This window comes from Pauljensenia sp. C0254C2, from assembly GCF_056583835.1.
Genome location: NZ_JBWPJO010000002.1, coordinates 87,651 through 105,463 on the forward strand (window position 1 = coordinate 87,651; position 17,813 = coordinate 105,463).

Below are 17,813 nucleotides of genomic sequence, written 5' to 3' on the forward strand. Positions count from 1 at the left end.
TTACTGTCAGCTGGCCGGAAAAGAACCTCGTAACAATCTACATCAGAAAGGGTGCCAAACTATCACAAGTTAGTGAGTGTTATGTAACATTTAATCGCTGCTGTCAGATACAAAGAAAAGGACTTTCCATCATGCATGCGGGTGACGCACTGAATTATCTGTCCAACGTTCGACCATCATTCCGTCAGCTCCGCTGGCAGGAGATGGAAATGTACGCCTTCATCCACTTCGGCATGAACACGATGACAGACCGCGAATGGGGCGAGGGGCACGAAGATCCTGCACTCTTCACTCCCGGCAACGTTGACACCGACCAGTGGATGCGCGCCCTCAAGGACGCCGGAATGACCGGCGTGATCCTCACCTGCAAGCACCACGACGGTTTCTGCCTATGGCCCAGCGCCTACACCGACCACAGCGTCGCCTCCAGCCCCTACCAGGGTGACATCGTCGCACAAGCCAGCGAATCAGCCCGCCGCTTCGGCCTCAAATTCGGCGTCTACCTGTCCCCGTGGGATCGCACCGAAGCCACCTACGGGCAAGGCGTCGCCTACGACGACTTCTTCGTCAACCAGCTCACCGAGCTGCTCACCAACTACGGCCCGATCTTCTCCATCTGGTTCGACGGGGCCAACGGTGAAGGAGAGAACGGCAAGGTCCAGTACTACGACTGGGAACGATATTTCACCCTGATCCGCGCCCTGCAGCCCGAAGCAGTCATCAACATCTGCGGACCCGATGTGCGCTGGTGCGGTAACGAGGCCGGCGTTGCCAGGCCGGCAGAATGGAGCGTCCTTCCAGCAGAACTCCAGTCCGCCGAACGCACACAGGAACACTCTCAAAAAGCAGATGACGGCACATTCTCACGCGAAGTGAAATCCACCGACGAGGACCTCGGATCGCGAGCTGCCCTCGCCAATTACGACGGGCCGCTTGTGTGGTACCCGGCCGAAGTGGACACGTCGATCCGAACCGGATGGTTCCACCACGCCGCCGAAGATGAGCACGTGCGCACCCCTGATGAACTGTTCGCCATCTGGCACGGCAGCGTCGGCGGGAACTGCTCGCTGCTGCTCAACGTGCCACCCACCCGCAAGGGCGTCCTGGCCCAACCCGACATCGATTCGTTGAAGGGGCTGGGAGATTTGGTGCGCGACTTCTACGCGCGCCGCATCAGCACCGTCACCGTGGACGCGTCCACGTCAACCGTGCCTGACACGCTCACCGCCCAGGCGGGCACCCCGTTCGATGACTCGTACGACCCCCTCATTCCCGCCCTGCTGACCGCCCCGTACTGGCAGCCGGACGAGGGAGACTCAGCGCCCACGCTGACCATCAGCTTCGACCGGTCCACCCCTGTCAGCGCCGTCATTATCCGTGAAGCCATCGCTGAAGGCCAGCGCATCGATCGAGTCACGGTGCGCGGCACCTGCCCAAATGGCACCACAGTTGACCTGGGCAGTGCGAACTCAGTGGGCTACCAGCGCATCATTTCGTTCGATCCGGTCGAACTGGCCAGCATCACAGTGTCGGTCGAGCAGTCACGCGGATCAGTGCGCCTGGCGCACGTATGGCCAGTCAGTGCCTGAGCAGGGAGTAGATCCTCTTGGCTGAAACTTTCCGCGGAGTGCCCAGCTGCTGAGCGAACAGTGAGACGCGCAGCTCTTCGAGCAACCAGCGCGCCTCGCTGATCGTGCGCGCCCGCTTCGCATTGAACGGATGCTCATCCAATGCGTGTTGCGCCTGCTCAATGGCGTCTTCAACATCACCGATCACGTGCGCATTCTGCGCGTCCTGATCGAGCATGGGTCGCCCTCGCGCCGCACGGTCAAGGCGCACGGCACCGGCACGCACATACCTGGCCAGGTGAGGCAGAACCTCAAACGGTGTGGCTGAAATGAAACCGGGGAAGACCAGCGCCTCAGTCGTATCACGCACCTCCTGGCGAACTTCATTCAGTGACGCGTGCTGATGAGTACGCACACTGTCCGCCACCTCGCTGGAAGCCTCAAGCGTGCGGATCACATGCTGAAGGATCTCGTAAACACGGTCTTCATGCCGGTCGCGGGCCTGCGCAACCAGGCTGTCGAAACGGGTGCGGCTGCGGATCGCTGCCGGCCCGTCATCACCGGAAAGCTGGTCCACCAGGCTCAACGCGGAGGCCCACTGCGCGTCAGAAACCAGCGCCTGCGTCGACTCATACGGGGAGGCAGCCAGCATCATTGCCTGCCGGCCACTCCACCGGGTCGTTACCCGCGCAGTCGCCAGCTGAACTTCGCGCACCAATAGCCGCGCCACCCCCACGCGGTGCAGACGGTTCGCCTCATCGGGATTCGCCACGATCTGCAGACGCACCTCATCTTTGTCAGAAACAAGCGCCGGGAAACCGCGCAATGCCACCTGCGTCGCATCTGGCTCCACCGACCAGGGCACATCCTCGGGAAACTCCGTGACAGGTTCCGGTGTCAGCGCAGGCGAGGGTGCAGCCGCCCGTGCAAACGCTTCGGCCACAGCCCCGCGAACAGCGGTGCGCACGGCATCGTCGGCTGTGCGTGCCAACGTGCGCTGCAGGTACGTCAATGACGGACCCGAACCCAGCTCACGACCATCCTGATCCACTACTCGCAGCGTCATCACAACATGGGAGGGAACATTCTCACGCGCATGAGCCAGATCCTTTGCACCCAGGTCAACGCCACGAATCTGACGCACCGCATCAGCGAACACCTCCTCAAAAGGCGGACGCCTGGCGGGATCGGGATCAATGCCGGCCGAGCGCTTCACGACCGGGGCATGGTCTGGCTCTGGCTGCGACTGCGCAGATGCCGTCCTGTTGCGCCTGACTGATCCGCTGGTCGCCCCCCACTTGGCCAGGCGATCCATCGCGGCGTTCAGGGAACGAGGGTCCTCAGGCTCGTCCACTTCAACGCTCACGACTTCATCGTCTCCGCCGATGCGTGAACGAATCCATTGAGCCACATCCACTCCCACTTCGGGCGCCGGAGCCAGCAGACGCCGTTTCGCTTTGGGCAGCGCACGGATCGTCTCAATCACCAGTTCGTCCAGCAATCCAGGCACCAGCCAGTCCATGCCGCGTCCCGTCACGCGCGGAAGCTCTTCTACACGAATCGTCGCCGTCACGCCGTCACGGGCGGCACCGGGGTGAAACTCGTAGGACAGGGGGAACTCCAGGTCGCCCTCGTTCCACGTGTCAGGAAATGCGTCGGCATCCGTTCCCGAGCCGCGCGGCAACAGCAGCTGTGGCGGGTACGTCAGCAGGTCAGGCTTCGAGCGGCGCTTTTTGGCCCACCACCGGTCAAAGTGGCGGGCAGAGATGATGCCCTCAGGCAGCAGGTCGTCAAAGAAATTGACGAGGGAGTCTTCGCCTGCAACGAGTCCGCTCGTGCGTGAACGCTGCTCCACCTCATGAGCCTGCTCCAGCAGGTCACGATTCTGTGCCATGAAACGGTGGTGCTCACGCCATTCGCCACGCACCAGCGCATGGCGGATAAACATTTCGCGCGCCAACTGGCGTGCAGTCAGCGGCTCAATCTCTTCCACGCTGACGGGGGAGTTCTCCTCAACGGTCGTTTCTCCCAGGGCGTCCGACAGTGCATCAGCGAACACGCTTGGCCCCTCATGGCCGCGCAAACCCTGCGCAATACCAGCCAGTGTTCCCGGACGCGCTACTCGGGAACGGCGTGGGCCACCCTCGTCCATCGTGATGTCGAGCCTGCCGAGCAGGACCGTACGGTCAGCTTCCAGCGTCAACCCGTACAGCATGGTTTTCTGGTGGATCATCGCAGCGCCCTTGCCTGATGACCAGTATGGTTCGGAGTAGACGCGGGTGAGCAGAGGGCCGGCCAGAGGCTCGATCCACTCGGGTTTGATGCGCGCCACCGTGCGGGCGAACAGGCGCGAAGTTTCGACCAGCTCCGCCGTCATCACCCATTCGGGGTGGCTGCGGGTCAGGCCGGAGCCGGGCCAGATGGTGAATCGTGTGCCGCGAGTGCCCGCATACTCCTTCTTCGCCGGATCCCAGTTACCCAGGTTCGACAGTAAGCCAACCAGAAGCGAGCGGTGGATTTCGTCAGCATCAGGTGAGGACGTTGAACGCGTGTAGGCAACGACTGCGCGCGCAGCGGCATTCGCAATTCCGCCACTGTTGGCAGCAAACGCCACTTCTTTCGGGCTGGGAATGCCGATGCGGTGAGTATCCAGGCCGAGGGGGCGCGCCATGTCCCGCAACTGCCCGACCACGTCACGCCATTCACGAAAACGCAGATAGTGCAGAAACTCTGCGCGGCACATGCGGCGGAAAGCGGAGCCGGACAGGTCACGTGACTGCACGTTGAGGTAGCGCCAGATGTTCAGGTAGGTGATGAAATCTGAATGCGGATCCACGAAGCGCGCATGCGCCTGGTCGGCAGCCTGCTGAAAGTCCAGAGGGCGCTCGCGGACATCCTGGATCGACAGGGCCGCCACGATGACAAGGACATCGGAGCCGCATCCGTTACGGTCACCTTCAATGAGAATGCGGCCCAGCCGCGGATCGATCGGCAAATGCGCCAGGGAGCGGCCGATCGCCGTCAGCCCGTGGTCAGCGGTCAGTGCCCCGATTTCCACCAGAAGCTGCAGGCCATCCCGAACGGCACGCTGCGCGGGAGGGTCGATGAACGGGAAGCGCTGCACGTCACCCAACCCCAGTGACACCATCTGCAAGATGACGCTGGCAAGTGAGGTACGCAGAATCTCCGGCTCGGTGTACTCGGGGCGCGCGTCGAAGTCATCCTCGGAATACAGCCTGATCGCCACGCCGTTGGCGACGCGACCACAGCGTCCTGCCCGCTGGTTCGCTGAAGCCTGCGAGATCGGTTCGATGGGCAGGCGCTGTACCTTCGTGCGGTTCGAGTAGCGGGAAATGCGCGCCAGACCCGGGTCGATGACGTATCGGATCCCCGGCACAGTCAGTGACGTTTCGGCAACGTTCGTGGCCAGGACAATTCTGCGACGCGAATGACGTTCAAAGATTCGGTGCTGTTCGGCCGATGTGAGCCGCGCATACAGCGGCAGGATGTCAATGTCAGAAGTGCTTCCTAGATGGTCAGCCAACGCCTGCTGCGTGTCACGGATGTCGCGCTCACCGGGCAGGAACACCAAAATGTCGCCGGGACCTTCCGTACGCAGCTCATCGACAGCGCGGCAGATACCTTCTTCCTGGTCGATGTGGTCACCCTCGTCGTCAAAAAGCGGTTCGTAGCGTATGTCGACCGGGTAGGTACGTCCGGTCACCTCGATGACAGGTGCGGGGTCTTCCGGTGTGTCGAAGTGACGGGCAAAACGCTGCGAATCGATCGTGGCGGAGGTGATGATGACCTTCAGATCAGGGCGCACAGGAAGCAGGCGGGCGAGGTACCCCAGGATGAAATCGATGTTGAGGGAGCGTTCGTGGGCCTCGTCGATAATCAGAGTGTCGTAACGACGCAACAGTGGGTCCGACTGGATCTCAGCGAGCAAAATGCCGTCAGTCATGAGTTTCACCAGCGTCGTCGGGCCGACCTCGTCAGTGAAACGAACCTGGTAGCCCACAACCTGGCCGGCTTCGCGCCCCACTTTCTGCCCCAGTTCGTGGGCGATACGTTCAGCAACAGTGTGTGCGGCGAGGCGGCGCGGCTGAGTGTGTCCGATCATGCCGGTCACGCCGCGCCCCAGCTGCAGACAGATCTTCGGAAGCTGGGTCGTCTTGCCTGAGCCGGTTTCCCCGGCCACCACGACAACCTGGTGATCCCGAATCGCAGCGGCGATCTCGTCGCGCCTGTCGCTGACCGGCAAATCCGGGTATGTGATCACCGGAATGGCGGCGACGCGCTGCGCAAGCTGTTCAGGTGTGAACGGCTTGAACGCTGAATGTTTACGTGGTCGTCGGGGCACCGGCCCAGTCTATGTCGATTAGCCTTTCACTTCTCCTGTTAGTTTCGATGTATACGAACTGTCACCAGTTCGAATGGCTTGAGATCAACGTCGAAGCCGCTTTCATCGGCGCGAAGGTCAGCCTCGTCCTCGCACTCGCGCTCCAGTCCATCTACCAGGCCAATTGACGCGAGGTGGGGAATATCGACACTGAATCGCGCCGTGGTGCGCCCGCCTCTTGTTTCATGGAAACGCACGATCACGTCACCGGATTCGTCATCAGCCAGCTTGACTGCCTCAATCAGGGCATTCCCGCTGTCCAGTGCTACCAGTGCCGGCACGCCATGGTCGCCTCGCACTTCGCGCACCGGCAGGTTCAGGCGCTGCCCTTGCGCGATCGCATCGTCAATCTCAGCTCCAACGGTCAGGGAGGTGCGCAGGACGTGGTGGCCCTGATCGGCATCCGGATCCGGAGCCATCGGCGCGCGCAGCAGTGACTCACCGATCTGTACGAACGGCCTGCCCTCGTCGCTGCGCATGCGTACGAACGAGTGCCCATAGGTGCGGTCATTGGCCACGGCCACGCCGAAATCATCTTCTGCCACGCGCACCCACCGCAGTCCCACAGTTTCAAAGCGCGCGTGCTCCCACGACGTGTTCTCGTGAATGGGGCGCGTGATATGTCCGCACTGAATTTCGGATTGGGCGGTTGTGGTCAGCACGTCAACCGGCAACTCCAGTTTGAGCATCCGCCGGCGCTCATGCCACTCGACTTCAGTCGTGAAATCAACCGTCGCAGAATCGGGCGCGATGCGCATCGTCTGAACGAACGTCGACGTGCCCCAGGACCGCTCACACGTCACGACGGCAGCGCCGTCTTCTTCGCGCACATCCAGAGCGTCCACCGAGTCAATCGGGTTCGGGTGGCGACGGTAATCACCGTCGATATTCCACGCATCCCAGTCCACCGGAATGTCGCGGTACGCGTTGAGCCTGCCGAGCACCTGTCCTGCCGGCACAACCTCACGATTACGGCGCGCATCCACCAGCGAGTCAATCAATCCGTCCCGCGTGACATGTACGTTCAGCACGCCGTTCGAGATCTGCCAGCCGTCGTCGCCCTCGTCAATGGTGATGGACGAGGGAGCCTGCGCGCTGACATGTGCGATCACTCCGGCACCCACGCCACGCTGCTCGGCGGACGAGGCGTTCGCGGTGAGCGGGGTCTCACCGTTGCCGGCAACAATGCTGAGCGCGTCATTGATCAGGGTGTTCAGGCGCTCCATGAGGCGCTCGAAGGTTTCTTCAGCTTCGCGGTGGACCCACGCGATTGAGGATCCGGGCAGGATGTCATGGAATTGCAGCAGGAGGACTTCCTGCCAGATCTCGTGCAGCTCATCGTAGGGGTAGTCGGCACCGGTGCGCACCGCTGCCTGCGTCCACCAGTATTCGGCCTCGCGCAGCAGATGCTCGCAGCGTCGGTTCCCGCGCTTGGTGCGCGCCTGCGAGGTGAGCACGCCGCGATGGTTCTCCAGGTACAGTTCGCCCACCCACGTCGGCGCATCGGGGTATTCGGCCTGCGCGTCGACAAAAAAGTCGGTCGGTGAGGCGATGCGCACGCGCGGGGAGCCTTCCAGGTCTTTTTGCCTGTGCGCGTTGGCCAGCATTTCCCTGGTCGGGCCGCCGCCGCCGTCACCGTAGCCGAACGGCACCAGCGTCCTGGATGCTCCGCCGCTGTCGCGGAATGTGCTTTCAGCGTGATGCAGGTCGGTCGGGCTGAGCGTGGAGTTGTAGGTGTCAACGGGTGGAAAGTGCGTGAAGATACGCGACCCGTCGATCCCTTCCCACCACAGAGTGTGATGCGGGAACGTGTTCGTCTCATTCCACGACAGCTTCTGCGTGAGCATCCATTTCATACCCATGTGCCGTGCGATGGTCGGCAGTGCTGCCGAGTATCCGAAGGAGTCCGGCAGCCACACGTGTTCGGGCATGACGCCGAATTCGCGCTGGAAGAATCGCTGGCCTTCCAGGAACTGTCGAACCATTGCCTCCCCGCCGATCATGTACGGGTCGGATTCGATCCACTGACCTCCGACGACTACCCACCTGCCTTCGGCAACGCGCTGACGCAGGCGCTCGAACACGTCAGGGTGCTCGTCACGCAGCCACTGATACTGCTGGGCTGAGGAGGCGGCGAACATGACGTCGGGGTCGACGTCCATCAGGTGCAGGACATTCGACCACGTGCGCGCTACTTTGCGTCGCGTCTCTCGCAGCGGCCACAGCCACGCCGAATCGATATGCGCATGTCCGATCGCGTATGCGGTGGTCGCTGACGCGGAGGCCGGAGCGCTCAAAACATCGCTGAGCATCTGCCTCGCCTCGTGTGCGCTGCCCGAGAGATCGTCATAGTCGAGGGCGTCCAACGCGCGGTCAAGTCCGCGGATGATCTGTTCGCGCCTGGGTGAGTCGACGACGGTCACGAGGTCATTCAGCACGGTCAGGTCAGCCTGGAGTGCTTCAACCGTGGTGTCGATGGCGCGCAGTTCGCACGTAGTCATTGTGTAGATCGACTCTGTGCCGGCTGTTTCTTTCGAGCCCATCGTCGGTGGTGTCACCCAGTCACCTTCGATGACATTCGGGTTGGCGGCCGCTTCGATGAAGAGCTCGAATTCTTCACCGGGCGCTGCCTCGATCGGAATGTAACGGTTGAGTGGTTCGAGCGCCTTAATCATCGTGCCGTCTGGCCGATATGCTGCGCCTTCTGCCTGGAAACCGGGGCCGGCGTCGGAAAATCCCAGGTCAACGATGATTTCGTGGCGGCGCTGGTCGGATGCAGGGTCCCATTCCTGCGGTACGCGCCCGCTGACGTGGAACCATGTCGTGCCCCAGGGGTGCGACCATGCGTAGGGCAGGCTGATGTCGGAGTATTCCTGTGTGACTGCCTCGTCGAAGGGGACGGGTTCGTCGGGCACTTCCCATGCGGTAAGGGTCAGATCTGCTCGTTCGATCGTGACACCCGGGGTGAGCCAGTCGCGCAGTACGCGTGACACCTGGCGGCGGGTGCGTGAACTTTCATCGAACATGAGGCTCCTTTGGCTCGAATTGTGATGTGTTCCTCTCTATTATCCATCATTATTGATGTATTTGAAGAGGGAATGGATCATGAATCATCCTCAAACGTAAAATGTATGCATAATGAGGCGTGCTACGATGCTGCTGTGACCGCCATCTCACCTGAGCGTCGACAGACGCCGCCGTGGCGTTTCGCCATCGGCATGTTTGGCACATCGATTCCGATCAATGTCATCAAAGGGTCGATGCTGTATTTCTACGTGTCGGTCCTCGGTATGGATGCTGCCATCTACGCCGCCGTCTACACGGTCTACGGGATTATTGACGCCATCGATAACCCGATCTTCGGCTATTTCTCCGACCGCACGCGCTCCCGTTGGGGCAGGCGCCGTCCCTACCTCATCGTCGGCGCACTGGTGCTGCTGATCGGCATGATCGCACTGTTCTGGGTGCCTGACGCCGTCGTCGCGGCGAAGACAACATCGCTGGTCGCCTGGTTCGCCACGTTCGCCATCTTGTCCGAAGCGGCCGATTCCATGATCAACGCGGCCTACGGGTCGCTGCTGCCGGAACTGTTCCCGCAGGAAAAGCGACGCGCCCTCGCCAATTCGCTGCGACAGGGATTCCAGTTGGTCGCCATGATCTTCTCCCTCGGCCTTACCCCACTGCTGGCCCGCAACATCCTGGGATGTGACGTCAGGGATGCAGCGTGTGCTGATCCGACCGTGGGATACGAGCGCCTCGCCGTCATCTACGGTGTTATCGCCGCTGCAGTCATCATCTTCATGGCGCTGGGGATCCACGAACGCCACGGCGACGTCGAAGAAAAACGCCCGACGTTCCTGCGATCCATCCGCGACATCGTCACCAACCGCTACTTCTGGACGATCGGCGTGGTCTCAGCACTGTATGGCGCGTCGATGGCGATGCTCATGGGTGGTCTGCAGTTCTACGTGGACTACGCGCTGGGTGGCGGCGCGTTGGAAGCCACCATCATGCAAGGTGTCGTCATCTTCACGTCACTGGGATCACTCGCCATCTGGACCTCGATCGTGCGCAGACGCGGCGCGGCGTGGACATGGCGCCTGGCCCTGCCGGTATGCGCACTGACCTTTGTGCCACTGTTCTTTGCCCACAACCTCATCACCGGCATCCTGTGCGGAATCTGCGTGGCGTTCGGCTGGTCCGGTATGCTCGCCACCAACGACCTGATCTTCGCCCGCGTTCTTGACGAGGATGCCCGCAAGACTGGCATCCATCGCGAAGGGATCTTCCTGTCGGCATTCGGCGTGCTCGGCCGTCTCAATGCGATCCCGACCTCCATTGCGTTGCTGTCGCTGGGCTGGTTCTTCGGATATCGTTCCGGGGAGGTGCCCGGCCCTGACCCGGCGATGGCGTGGCGCGTCTACATGGCCATCTATCCGCTGGTAATCATGCTGATCGGCACGCTGATCTCGCGCTTCATTCGCCTTCCGGAAGCCGACGAAGCATGAGTGCCGAGCGTCGCATCGTCATTACCGCTGATGACTTTGGCATGAACCCCGCGTCCTCGCGCATCGTGTGCGACCTTGTCGCCAGCGGCCGTGTCAGTGCCGTGACCGCCCTCGCCAATTCTGACGACCTGCCCGCGCAGCTGAACATGCTGCGAGACGCCGGACTGAGCAGCGTCGGCCTGCATCACGAAGCAACCGGAGGTGAGATCGCCGATGAGCTGCGCGAACAGCATTCGCGCTTGACTGACTGCGGGATGGACGTCATACGGCTTGATTCGCATTGCGGCGCACTGTATACGCCCGAGGCGCTCCCCGCCGCGCTCGAATTCTGCACCCACTTTTCGTTGGCTTTCCGCATGCCGCGCACCTTCCCCACACAGTTTTTTGCCGAGGGCGACTCGCCCATGCGTGCCCTTCATGCGCAAGCCGTGGCAGCAGCAGACCGCCTGGGAGTGGCTCTGCCGGACGTGATGCTCACCAATACGACGCCGTATCAAGACCTCGCCAGCTACGAGCAGCTGCGGGACAGTTATATTGCGATGCTGGATGATGTGCCTGTCGGAGTCAGTGAAGTGTTTGTGCATCCCGGTGTTGATGATGCCAAGCGGCAGTGGGAGGCGCGGCTCGTCGTTGACTCACAATGGCTGGAAGCACTGGAGGAGCGCGATATTCGCGTGGTCGATCGCTGGTAGCTGGTAACGGGTAGTGGTGGGGTCGTGACGCCGGTCGACAATGTGACGTACATCACTTAAATCAGGATGGTTGTTGGCTGTGTGTGGAACGCAGATGCCAGTGGGTGCTGCCACAATAGAACACATGTTCGACGAAGTAAGTGTTCTGCAGCTCGCGCAGGACGATGCCATAGCTCGCATCGATGCCCTGCGTGAGGCGGATACGCGCTGGAAACAGGCCGAAGCTGATCGTGCCCGCCTTGTCGTCGACGCTGTCCTGGCTGTCAGCCGCGCAGCTCCTGCAGATGAAGAGCGTGTCATTCGCAGTGGCGCGGGTACACCCCTGATTGCCGAGTTCGCTCACCTGGAGGTGGCAGCTGCTCTGGGGTGCTCCCCGCACGTGGCGCTGAACCTTATTTCAGACCTGCTTGACCTGCGTTTCCGCATGCCGCGCCTGTGGCAGCGCATACTGGATCTGGACGTGCCCGTGTGGAAAGCGCGCGCTATCACGATGCGCACCACCAGTTTGTCGCTGGACGTGTGCAAGGAAGTTGATCGCCGAATCGGTGACATCGGCACGTGGAGCAAAGAGCGCACCATCCGGCACATCAACGAGCTGATTGCCGAGGTTGACACCGAACGCATCGAACGATGCTTCGACTTGAAGAAGTCGCACCGCCGAGTCGCCTTCGACCGTGAGAGCTCGACGGATCTGGTGTATCTCGATGCCACCTTGAGCGTGACCGACGCGCAGCTTCTGGAAGGAACGGTCAACGCTTTGGCGCGCACGCTCGTGAGCGAACACCCCGACGAATCTCTGGACGAGCGCAAGTCCCGCGCCCTGGGAATTCTGGCGACGCCCGCCTATGCGCTTGCGCGCCTGGAAGGCGCCACTGGTAAGGCGCTTGATCGCACCCGCCCGCCTGCCACGCTTCACCTGCATATCAACGCTGCGTCGCCGCGACTGGTACACGGTGACAGGTGCGGCACGATCCCGGCGCAGGCTCTTTCCGACCTGCTGGCTCACTGCCACGTCACAGTGCGTCCCGTCCTTGACCTCAACAGCAACCGTGCGGTCGACCGACATGACCCACCGCCCTTGATGCGCCATGCGATGCATATTCGCGAGCCCGTCGAAGTCTTCCCGTACTCCACGATGCGCTCCTCGGCATGCGACCTTGACCATACCGTTCCGTATGATCCGCACGGACCACAGGGCCAGACCCACCTCGGCAATCTCGGTCCGCTCTCACGTACCGTGCACCGCGCCAAGACGCATTCACGCTGGCACCTGACTCAGCACCGACCGGGAATATACGAGTGGACATCTCCGCTGGGGTACCGCTACAGCGTCACCCACGGCAAGAGTCGATACCGCGGACACCGCCGACCTCAGCGCGAATAGGCCTGCCGACTATCGACGAATCGGAACGTGCGTGCGTGACCACTCAAGCGACAGATCCACAAGCGTTTGAGCATCTTCACCTGCGCCGAAATGCGAGCCGTGAATGACCTGGACGGAACTTCCCAGCGGCAGCTCCGGCATGACTTCCTCAGTCATTTCCACCAGGCCGATCTCCTCATCGTCGGCATCGTGAATGATCAGAACCGGCATGGTCAGGTGATCCACTGTCGCTTTCGTGTCGACCAGCGACAGATCCACCAGAGTCTGCCTGGAAATCGTGAAGTTCTGGCGAGGGCCGGGTGAATCGTCAGGGATGGTTGTAACGCCGTGACGCTCCAGTTCATCAAGCTGCTCGGAAGAAAAAATAGCCTGCCAGTCATACGACACGGGACCCAGTACCGCCCCGGACAGCACCATAGTTGTCGCTGCAGGTGGAGCAGCGTTCATGGCGACGGTGGCGCCGTAGGAGTGCGCGTGGATCAGCTGGCGATGGAAACCCTGGTCAGCCAGCCAGCCTGATGCGGCACGCAGATCCTCCGCGTGAGAGTCAAGAGTGATGATGTCATCGTCAGACAACCCATGTCCCGAATAGTCAAATGCCAGCGTCGCATACCCCGCCGTGCGGTAGTGCCCGGCGAGGCGATCGAAGTGCCCGCCGGAGTGACGATCGGACAGGAACGAGTGAGAAAACAGCACGGCACAGTCAGTGCTGTCCACAGGGTTGACGAACGAACCCGACAGGCTGAGCCCGCGGGGTGTTTCAATCAAGACCTCACTCATACCTTCCAACCTAGCTATTTTTGTCAGTTCTGTGGCAAAAGCGTGAGACAATTCGCCCTAAGGAAAATACACTGGGTGTCGACGCGAGAGGAGATCGTCAATGGGAATGAAAATTGGACTCGCCCTCGGACTGGGAGTGGGGTACGTCCTCGGAACACGAGCCGGACGTGAACGCTACGAGAAGATCAAAGCCGCAGCGCACAAGCTTCGTGAACAGCCTTTCGTGTCGCGTCCCCTCGACAATGCCGGCCAGCGGGTATCCGAAGCGGTGCGCACCGGCGGCGAACGTGTGACCGACAAAGTTGCCGATGCTGTGAAGGAACGCCTTTTCGGCACACCGACCAGCACCTACGAATATGTCGACGTTGAGGTGGAAGAAGAATAATTCCGGACGCCCGAACGTCCTCTTTCGACGACGCTCGTGGACAACGCGCCGGTGGGAGTGCCACTGTAGTCACCGTGACGTCTGAACACACTCCGACCCGCGAACAGATACGCCGGTGGCGCAGGTACCTAGCTGAAGAACGCATGGAACAGGCGACCTACCGCCATCTCGCCGCTCGACGAAAAGACGGCGACAGCCAGGTGCTGAACGCACTGGCAGACGCGGAAGAACGTCACGAAAAACACTGGCTCGACCTGCTTGGCCCTCATGCCTACCCTGAACCCAGGCCTTCGTTTCGCGCCCGGGCACGCGCATTCCTCGCACGCATGTTCGGAACAATCTTCGTTCTCGCGATGGCTCAACGATCCGAACAACGCACGGCGTACGACCGGGACGACGACGCGACCGCGCAGATGGCAGCCGACGAACACATACACGGCGAAGTGATCCGAGGCCTGACCGCACGATCGCGCCAGTCTCTGGCCGGCACGTTCCGCGCGGCAGTGTTCGGTGCCAACGACGGCCTCGTGTCCAATCTGGCGTTGATCCTGGGCATTGCGGCAACCGGCGTGAGCTCCAGGATTGTCCTCGTCACCGGCATCTCCGGCCTGCTCGCCGGTGCCCTGTCAATGGCAGCAGGGGAATGGGTCAGCGTGTCCAGTCAGCGTGAACTGCTCGACGCATCCCGGCCCGACTCGCAGGCCCACCAGTCAGTGCCCGCCCTCGACGTGGATGCGAACGAACTGGCGCTGGTGTTCCGCGCTCGCGGCGAAACGCCTGAAGATGCAGCCGAACACGCGCGCCGGGTCTTCCAGCAAGTCGCCGCCCATCCATCAGGCCAATCCGGACCGATCGCCGTGCGCACAGCGCTCAGTGGCAACGACTCTGGCGGTGCCGGTGAAGAAGTGGGGACCCCGTGGCGCGCGGCAATCAGCTCTTTCATCTTCTTTGCCGCTGGCGCGTTCATCCCGCTCATTCCGTATATTTTCGCGGCCGATGGCCTGCTCGCCGTCGTTATTGCCGCCGTGCTGGTGGGAATTTCGCTGCTGCTGACCGGCGGAATGGTGGGTGTGCTTTCTGGTCAGGACCCCATGCCTCGCGCATTCAGACAGTTGGCAATCGGATTTGGAGCAGCCGCCGTGACATACGCTCTGGGCTGGTTGTTCGGTACAACAGCACTTTAAAATCGACGATGTGACTTCTGTGCTCCATTCGCTCAACGATGCGCTTCCCGACATTTTTCGCGCCATCGACCTGATCGGCGTGGTGCTCAACGGCGTTCTGGGTGGCCGCCTGGCACGCATGAAAAGGTTCGACATCGTCGGATTCGGCGTCCTCGCCGTGATGTCTGCGCTGGCCGGCGGTATTCTGCGTGACGTCATGCTGCAGGTTGGCCCGCCGGCAGCACTCACCGATCCGTTCTACCTGGCAGCGGCGCTGGTCGGAGCCATCATCGCTTACATGTTCACATTTGATTCACGGCGCTGGCAGATCGCCCTCGCCTTTGCTGACGGAACAGTACTGGGCTGCTGGGCAGCAACCGGAGCCGCGAAAACACTCGAAGCAGGATTTGGCATCATGCCGGCACTGATCCTCGGGATGACCACCGCAATCGGCGGCGGCATGATCCGGGACATCGCAGCGGGAAACACGCCGATGGTGTTCGGAGGAAACAACCTGTACGCCACGCCTGCACTGGTGTCCTCCGCGATCATGGTGGCCTTCTGGAACTGGCACCTCGACACCATCGGAATGGCGACCGCAATCATAGTCGGGTCAGCATTCACATTCCTTGCTTTCCAGCGCTCCTGGCAGCTGCCGCGCAACTCGGAATGGTCGCTTGCACACCTGTGGGGCCGCAACCGCGTGGAAACCGCCGCTGTGACCGCTGAAGCTGCAGCTCAGGCAGCGACCGACGCGCTCAACCAGATCCGTGAAGAACTGGATAAGGAGCAATAATGTGCGGACGGTTCGTTCTGTTCGGTAACGACGACGATATGCAGGATCTCTTCGAACTCGACCAGCTGCTGGGGCGTACCATCGCGTCCTACAACATTGCGCCCACTCAGCCAATCCGCGTCATCATGGAACACTACGCCGACCGCCTTGTCCGCGTGATGACCGATGCGACATGGGGGCTTGTGCCAAGTTGGGCCAAACCCGGTTTTCGCCCCATGATCAACGCGCGCGCCGAAACAGTCACGGAAAAGCCGTCCTTCCGCGGCCCCGTCCGGCACCACCGCTGCCTCGTTCCCGCGAACGGATACTACGAGTGGCAAGGCAAGCAGCCCTGGTTTTTGTCCGCCGACGAGGGCGACCCCCTCATGGCCTTTGCAGGCATCTGCGACAGCTGGACATGTGCGATCCTGACACGCAGCGCGCCGGACGCCCTCGGCACTATTCATGACCGCACGCCGCTGATCGTGCCCAGGGAATTGTGGGGAGCATGGCTCGACCCGCACCTGGACCGTCCGGATGAGGTGCGCTCACTGATTGACGCTGTTCCCGAGCCACACCTGTTGCCGCGCCGCGTGGGCCGGGAAGTCGGGTCGGTGAAGAATAACGACCCGTCGCTGATCTCACCACTTGAGCGCGCATGACAGCGCACGAACGGAAAGTGTGAGAATCATGACTATGACTGAAACCAGAAAACCGCGCCGGTTCAAAACGCGCCACCTGTCAATGATTGCTCTTGGCTCAGCGATCGGTGCTGGGTTCTTTCTGGGGACCGGGCAGGCCATTGCATCGGCCGGACCGGCCGTTCTTGTGTCGTACCTGATTGCAGCGCTCATCGCGATCACTGTGATGTACTCGCTGGCGGAACTGTCAGCCGCGCTGCCGTCGACCGGATCGTTCTCCACATATGCCGAAGCCGGCATCGGACGGTGGGCCGGGTTCACGGTCGGATGGATGTACTGGTTCATGCTGATCATGGTGCTCGGCATGGAAATCACAGGTGCCGCACAGATCTTCGTGCAGTGGTTCCCTGCGGTCCCGCAGTGGATCGTCGCCCTCGTCATTGTGGTGGTGCTCGGCGGAGTCAACCTGATGGCAGCCGGTGACTTCGGTGAGGTCGAAGCGTGGCTGGCCGGAATCAAAGTCGCAGCCATCATTATGTTCCTGCTGATCGGCGTCGGTTTGCTGATCGGCTTCATTCCCGGCAAGACCGCCCCGGTGATGGAAACCGTCCTTGGCAACGGTGGGTTCGCACCGTTGGGCATGGCGGGCATCGCAACCGGCCTGCTCGCCATCATCACATCGTTCGGCGGCATTGAGATTGTGACGATTGCGGCCGCCGAAGCGGAAGACCCGCAGCGCGCCATGAGCAAGGCGATTCGCTCAGTACTGTGGCGCATCCTGGTGTTCTACGTCGGCTCGGTGATACTGCTGATCTGCCTGCTGCCGTGGAACTCGCCTGACATGGTGCTCAACCCGTTCGCAACGGTGCTGAACATGGCGGGTATCCCAGCTGTCGGCCGCATCATGGAAATCATCGTGTTCGTGGCCCTCGTCAGCGCTTTTTCAGCCAACGTCTACTCGTCGTCGCGTATGGCCTACTCGCTGTGCGCTCGCGGCATGGGCTCACCGTGGCTGCTGGGCGGGTCGGCAACTGCATCGGATTCGCCGGACGCACTCGCCCATGTGGTCACCGGCGATTCAAAGCGTGATCTTGAGGCCGTCATGGCGGAAGAGACTGCAGTCGGTGATATTGCACGAGGGCGAACCCCGCGCCGAGCCGTCAGCCTGTCAGTCATCCTCGCCCTGGTGTCGGTCGGTCTGAACTGGTGGCTGCCGGAGGCGATTCTGGGGATCCTGATCAACGCGATCGGCATGGTGCTGCTCATTGCGTGGGTCTTCATCATCATTTCGCAGATTCGTCTGCGCCCAATCCTGCGTGAAAATCATGACCTGCCGATCCGCATGCCCGGCTGGCCGTGGACGGGGTATCTGGCTCTGGCTGGCCTGGCCGTGATGGGTGTGCTCATGGCTCTGAGCCCCTCTGCGCGCCCGCAGCTGATCTCGATGCTCGGCTTGATGCTGATCATCATGGGGATCTACTGGATCCGCGAAAAACTGGCGCGGCGCTAGCCCTG

At 61.6% G+C, this 17,813-nt stretch carries 12 protein-coding genes; 9 read left to right on the plus strand and 3 right to left on the minus strand.

Annotated features, from left to right (window positions below; translation table 11 throughout):
* Positions 1 to 131: 131 nt before the first annotated feature.
* On the plus strand, positions 132 to 1,589 hold the full coding sequence (locus AC1DA5_RS01995; protein ID WP_058237515.1) for an alpha-L-fucosidase: 1,458 nt from the start codon (positions 132 to 134) through the stop codon (positions 1,587 to 1,589).
* Here the strand turns inward: AC1DA5_RS01995 and hrpA are convergent.
* Complete coding sequence (hrpA, locus tag AC1DA5_RS02000) at positions 1,579 to 5,931, minus strand: ATP-dependent RNA helicase HrpA (RefSeq protein ID WP_058237514.1); 4,353 nt, start codon at positions 5,929 to 5,931, stop codon at positions 1,579 to 1,581. The two genes, AC1DA5_RS01995 and hrpA, sit on opposite strands and share 11 nt — an antisense overlap.
* A 38-nt stretch (positions 5,932 to 5,969) precedes the next feature.
* Entirely contained in the window at positions 5,970 to 8,996 is a 3,027-nt protein-coding gene (locus AC1DA5_RS02005; protein ID WP_480289106.1) for an alpha-mannosidase, read from the minus strand.
* A 135-nt stretch (positions 8,997 to 9,131) separates the two neighbouring features.
* On the opposite strand from AC1DA5_RS02005, the gene AC1DA5_RS02010 reads away from it, so the two are divergent.
* The 3 genes from AC1DA5_RS02010 to AC1DA5_RS02020 all read left to right on the plus strand — a co-directional run bounded on the left by AC1DA5_RS02010 (position 9,132) and on the right by AC1DA5_RS02020 (position 12,554).
* A complete protein-coding gene (locus tag AC1DA5_RS02010; RefSeq protein ID WP_480289107.1) occupies positions 9,132 to 10,478 on the plus strand; it encodes an MFS transporter in 1,347 nt (448 codons plus the stop codon).
* Positions 10,475 to 11,170, plus strand: coding sequence for a ChbG/HpnK family deacetylase (locus tag AC1DA5_RS02015; protein ID WP_070725475.1), 696 nt, complete (start codon positions 10,475 to 10,477; stop codon positions 11,168 to 11,170). Before AC1DA5_RS02010 ends, AC1DA5_RS02015 begins: the two co-directional genes overlap by 4 nt.
* Positions 11,171 to 11,294: 124 nt before the next feature.
* Entirely contained in the window at positions 11,295 to 12,554 is a 1,260-nt protein-coding gene (locus AC1DA5_RS02020; RefSeq protein WP_141757251.1) for a hypothetical protein, read from the plus strand.
* Between the two features lie 9 nt (positions 12,555 to 12,563).
* Here the strand turns inward: AC1DA5_RS02020 and AC1DA5_RS02025 are convergent, their stop codons facing one another.
* Entirely contained in the window at positions 12,564 to 13,334 is a 771-nt protein-coding gene (locus AC1DA5_RS02025) for an alpha/beta hydrolase (protein ID WP_058237510.1), read from the minus strand.
* Positions 13,335 to 13,434: 100 nt separating this feature from the next.
* On the opposite strand from AC1DA5_RS02025, the gene AC1DA5_RS02030 reads away from it, so the two are divergent.
* The 5 genes from AC1DA5_RS02030 to AC1DA5_RS02050 all read left to right on the plus strand — a co-directional run bounded on the left by AC1DA5_RS02030 (position 13,435) and on the right by AC1DA5_RS02050 (position 17,808).
* Positions 13,435 to 13,719, plus strand: a complete 285-nt coding sequence (locus tag AC1DA5_RS02030; protein ID WP_058237509.1) for a YtxH domain-containing protein — start codon at positions 13,435 to 13,437, stop codon at positions 13,717 to 13,719.
* 143 nt (positions 13,720 to 13,862) lie between these two features.
* Positions 13,863 to 14,903, plus strand: a complete 1,041-nt coding sequence (locus AC1DA5_RS02035; RefSeq protein WP_082628612.1) for a VIT1/CCC1 transporter family protein — start codon at positions 13,863 to 13,865, stop codon at positions 14,901 to 14,903.
* Positions 14,904 to 14,922: 19 nt separating this feature from the next.
* A complete protein-coding gene (locus tag AC1DA5_RS02040) occupies positions 14,923 to 15,678 on the plus strand; it encodes a trimeric intracellular cation channel family protein (protein ID WP_070725480.1) in 756 nt (251 codons plus the stop codon).
* The gene (locus AC1DA5_RS02045; protein ID WP_058237507.1) at positions 15,678 to 16,319 is read left to right on the plus strand and encodes an SOS response-associated peptidase; all 642 of its coding nucleotides are present in this window, start codon (positions 15,678 to 15,680) and stop codon (positions 16,317 to 16,319) included. Before AC1DA5_RS02040 ends, AC1DA5_RS02045 begins: the two co-directional genes overlap by 1 nt.
* Before the next feature lie 34 nt (positions 16,320 to 16,353).
* Complete coding sequence (locus AC1DA5_RS02050; RefSeq protein ID WP_257525588.1) at positions 16,354 to 17,808, plus strand: amino acid permease; 1,455 nt, start codon at positions 16,354 to 16,356, stop codon at positions 17,806 to 17,808.
* Positions 17,809 to 17,813 lie beyond the last annotated feature (5 nt).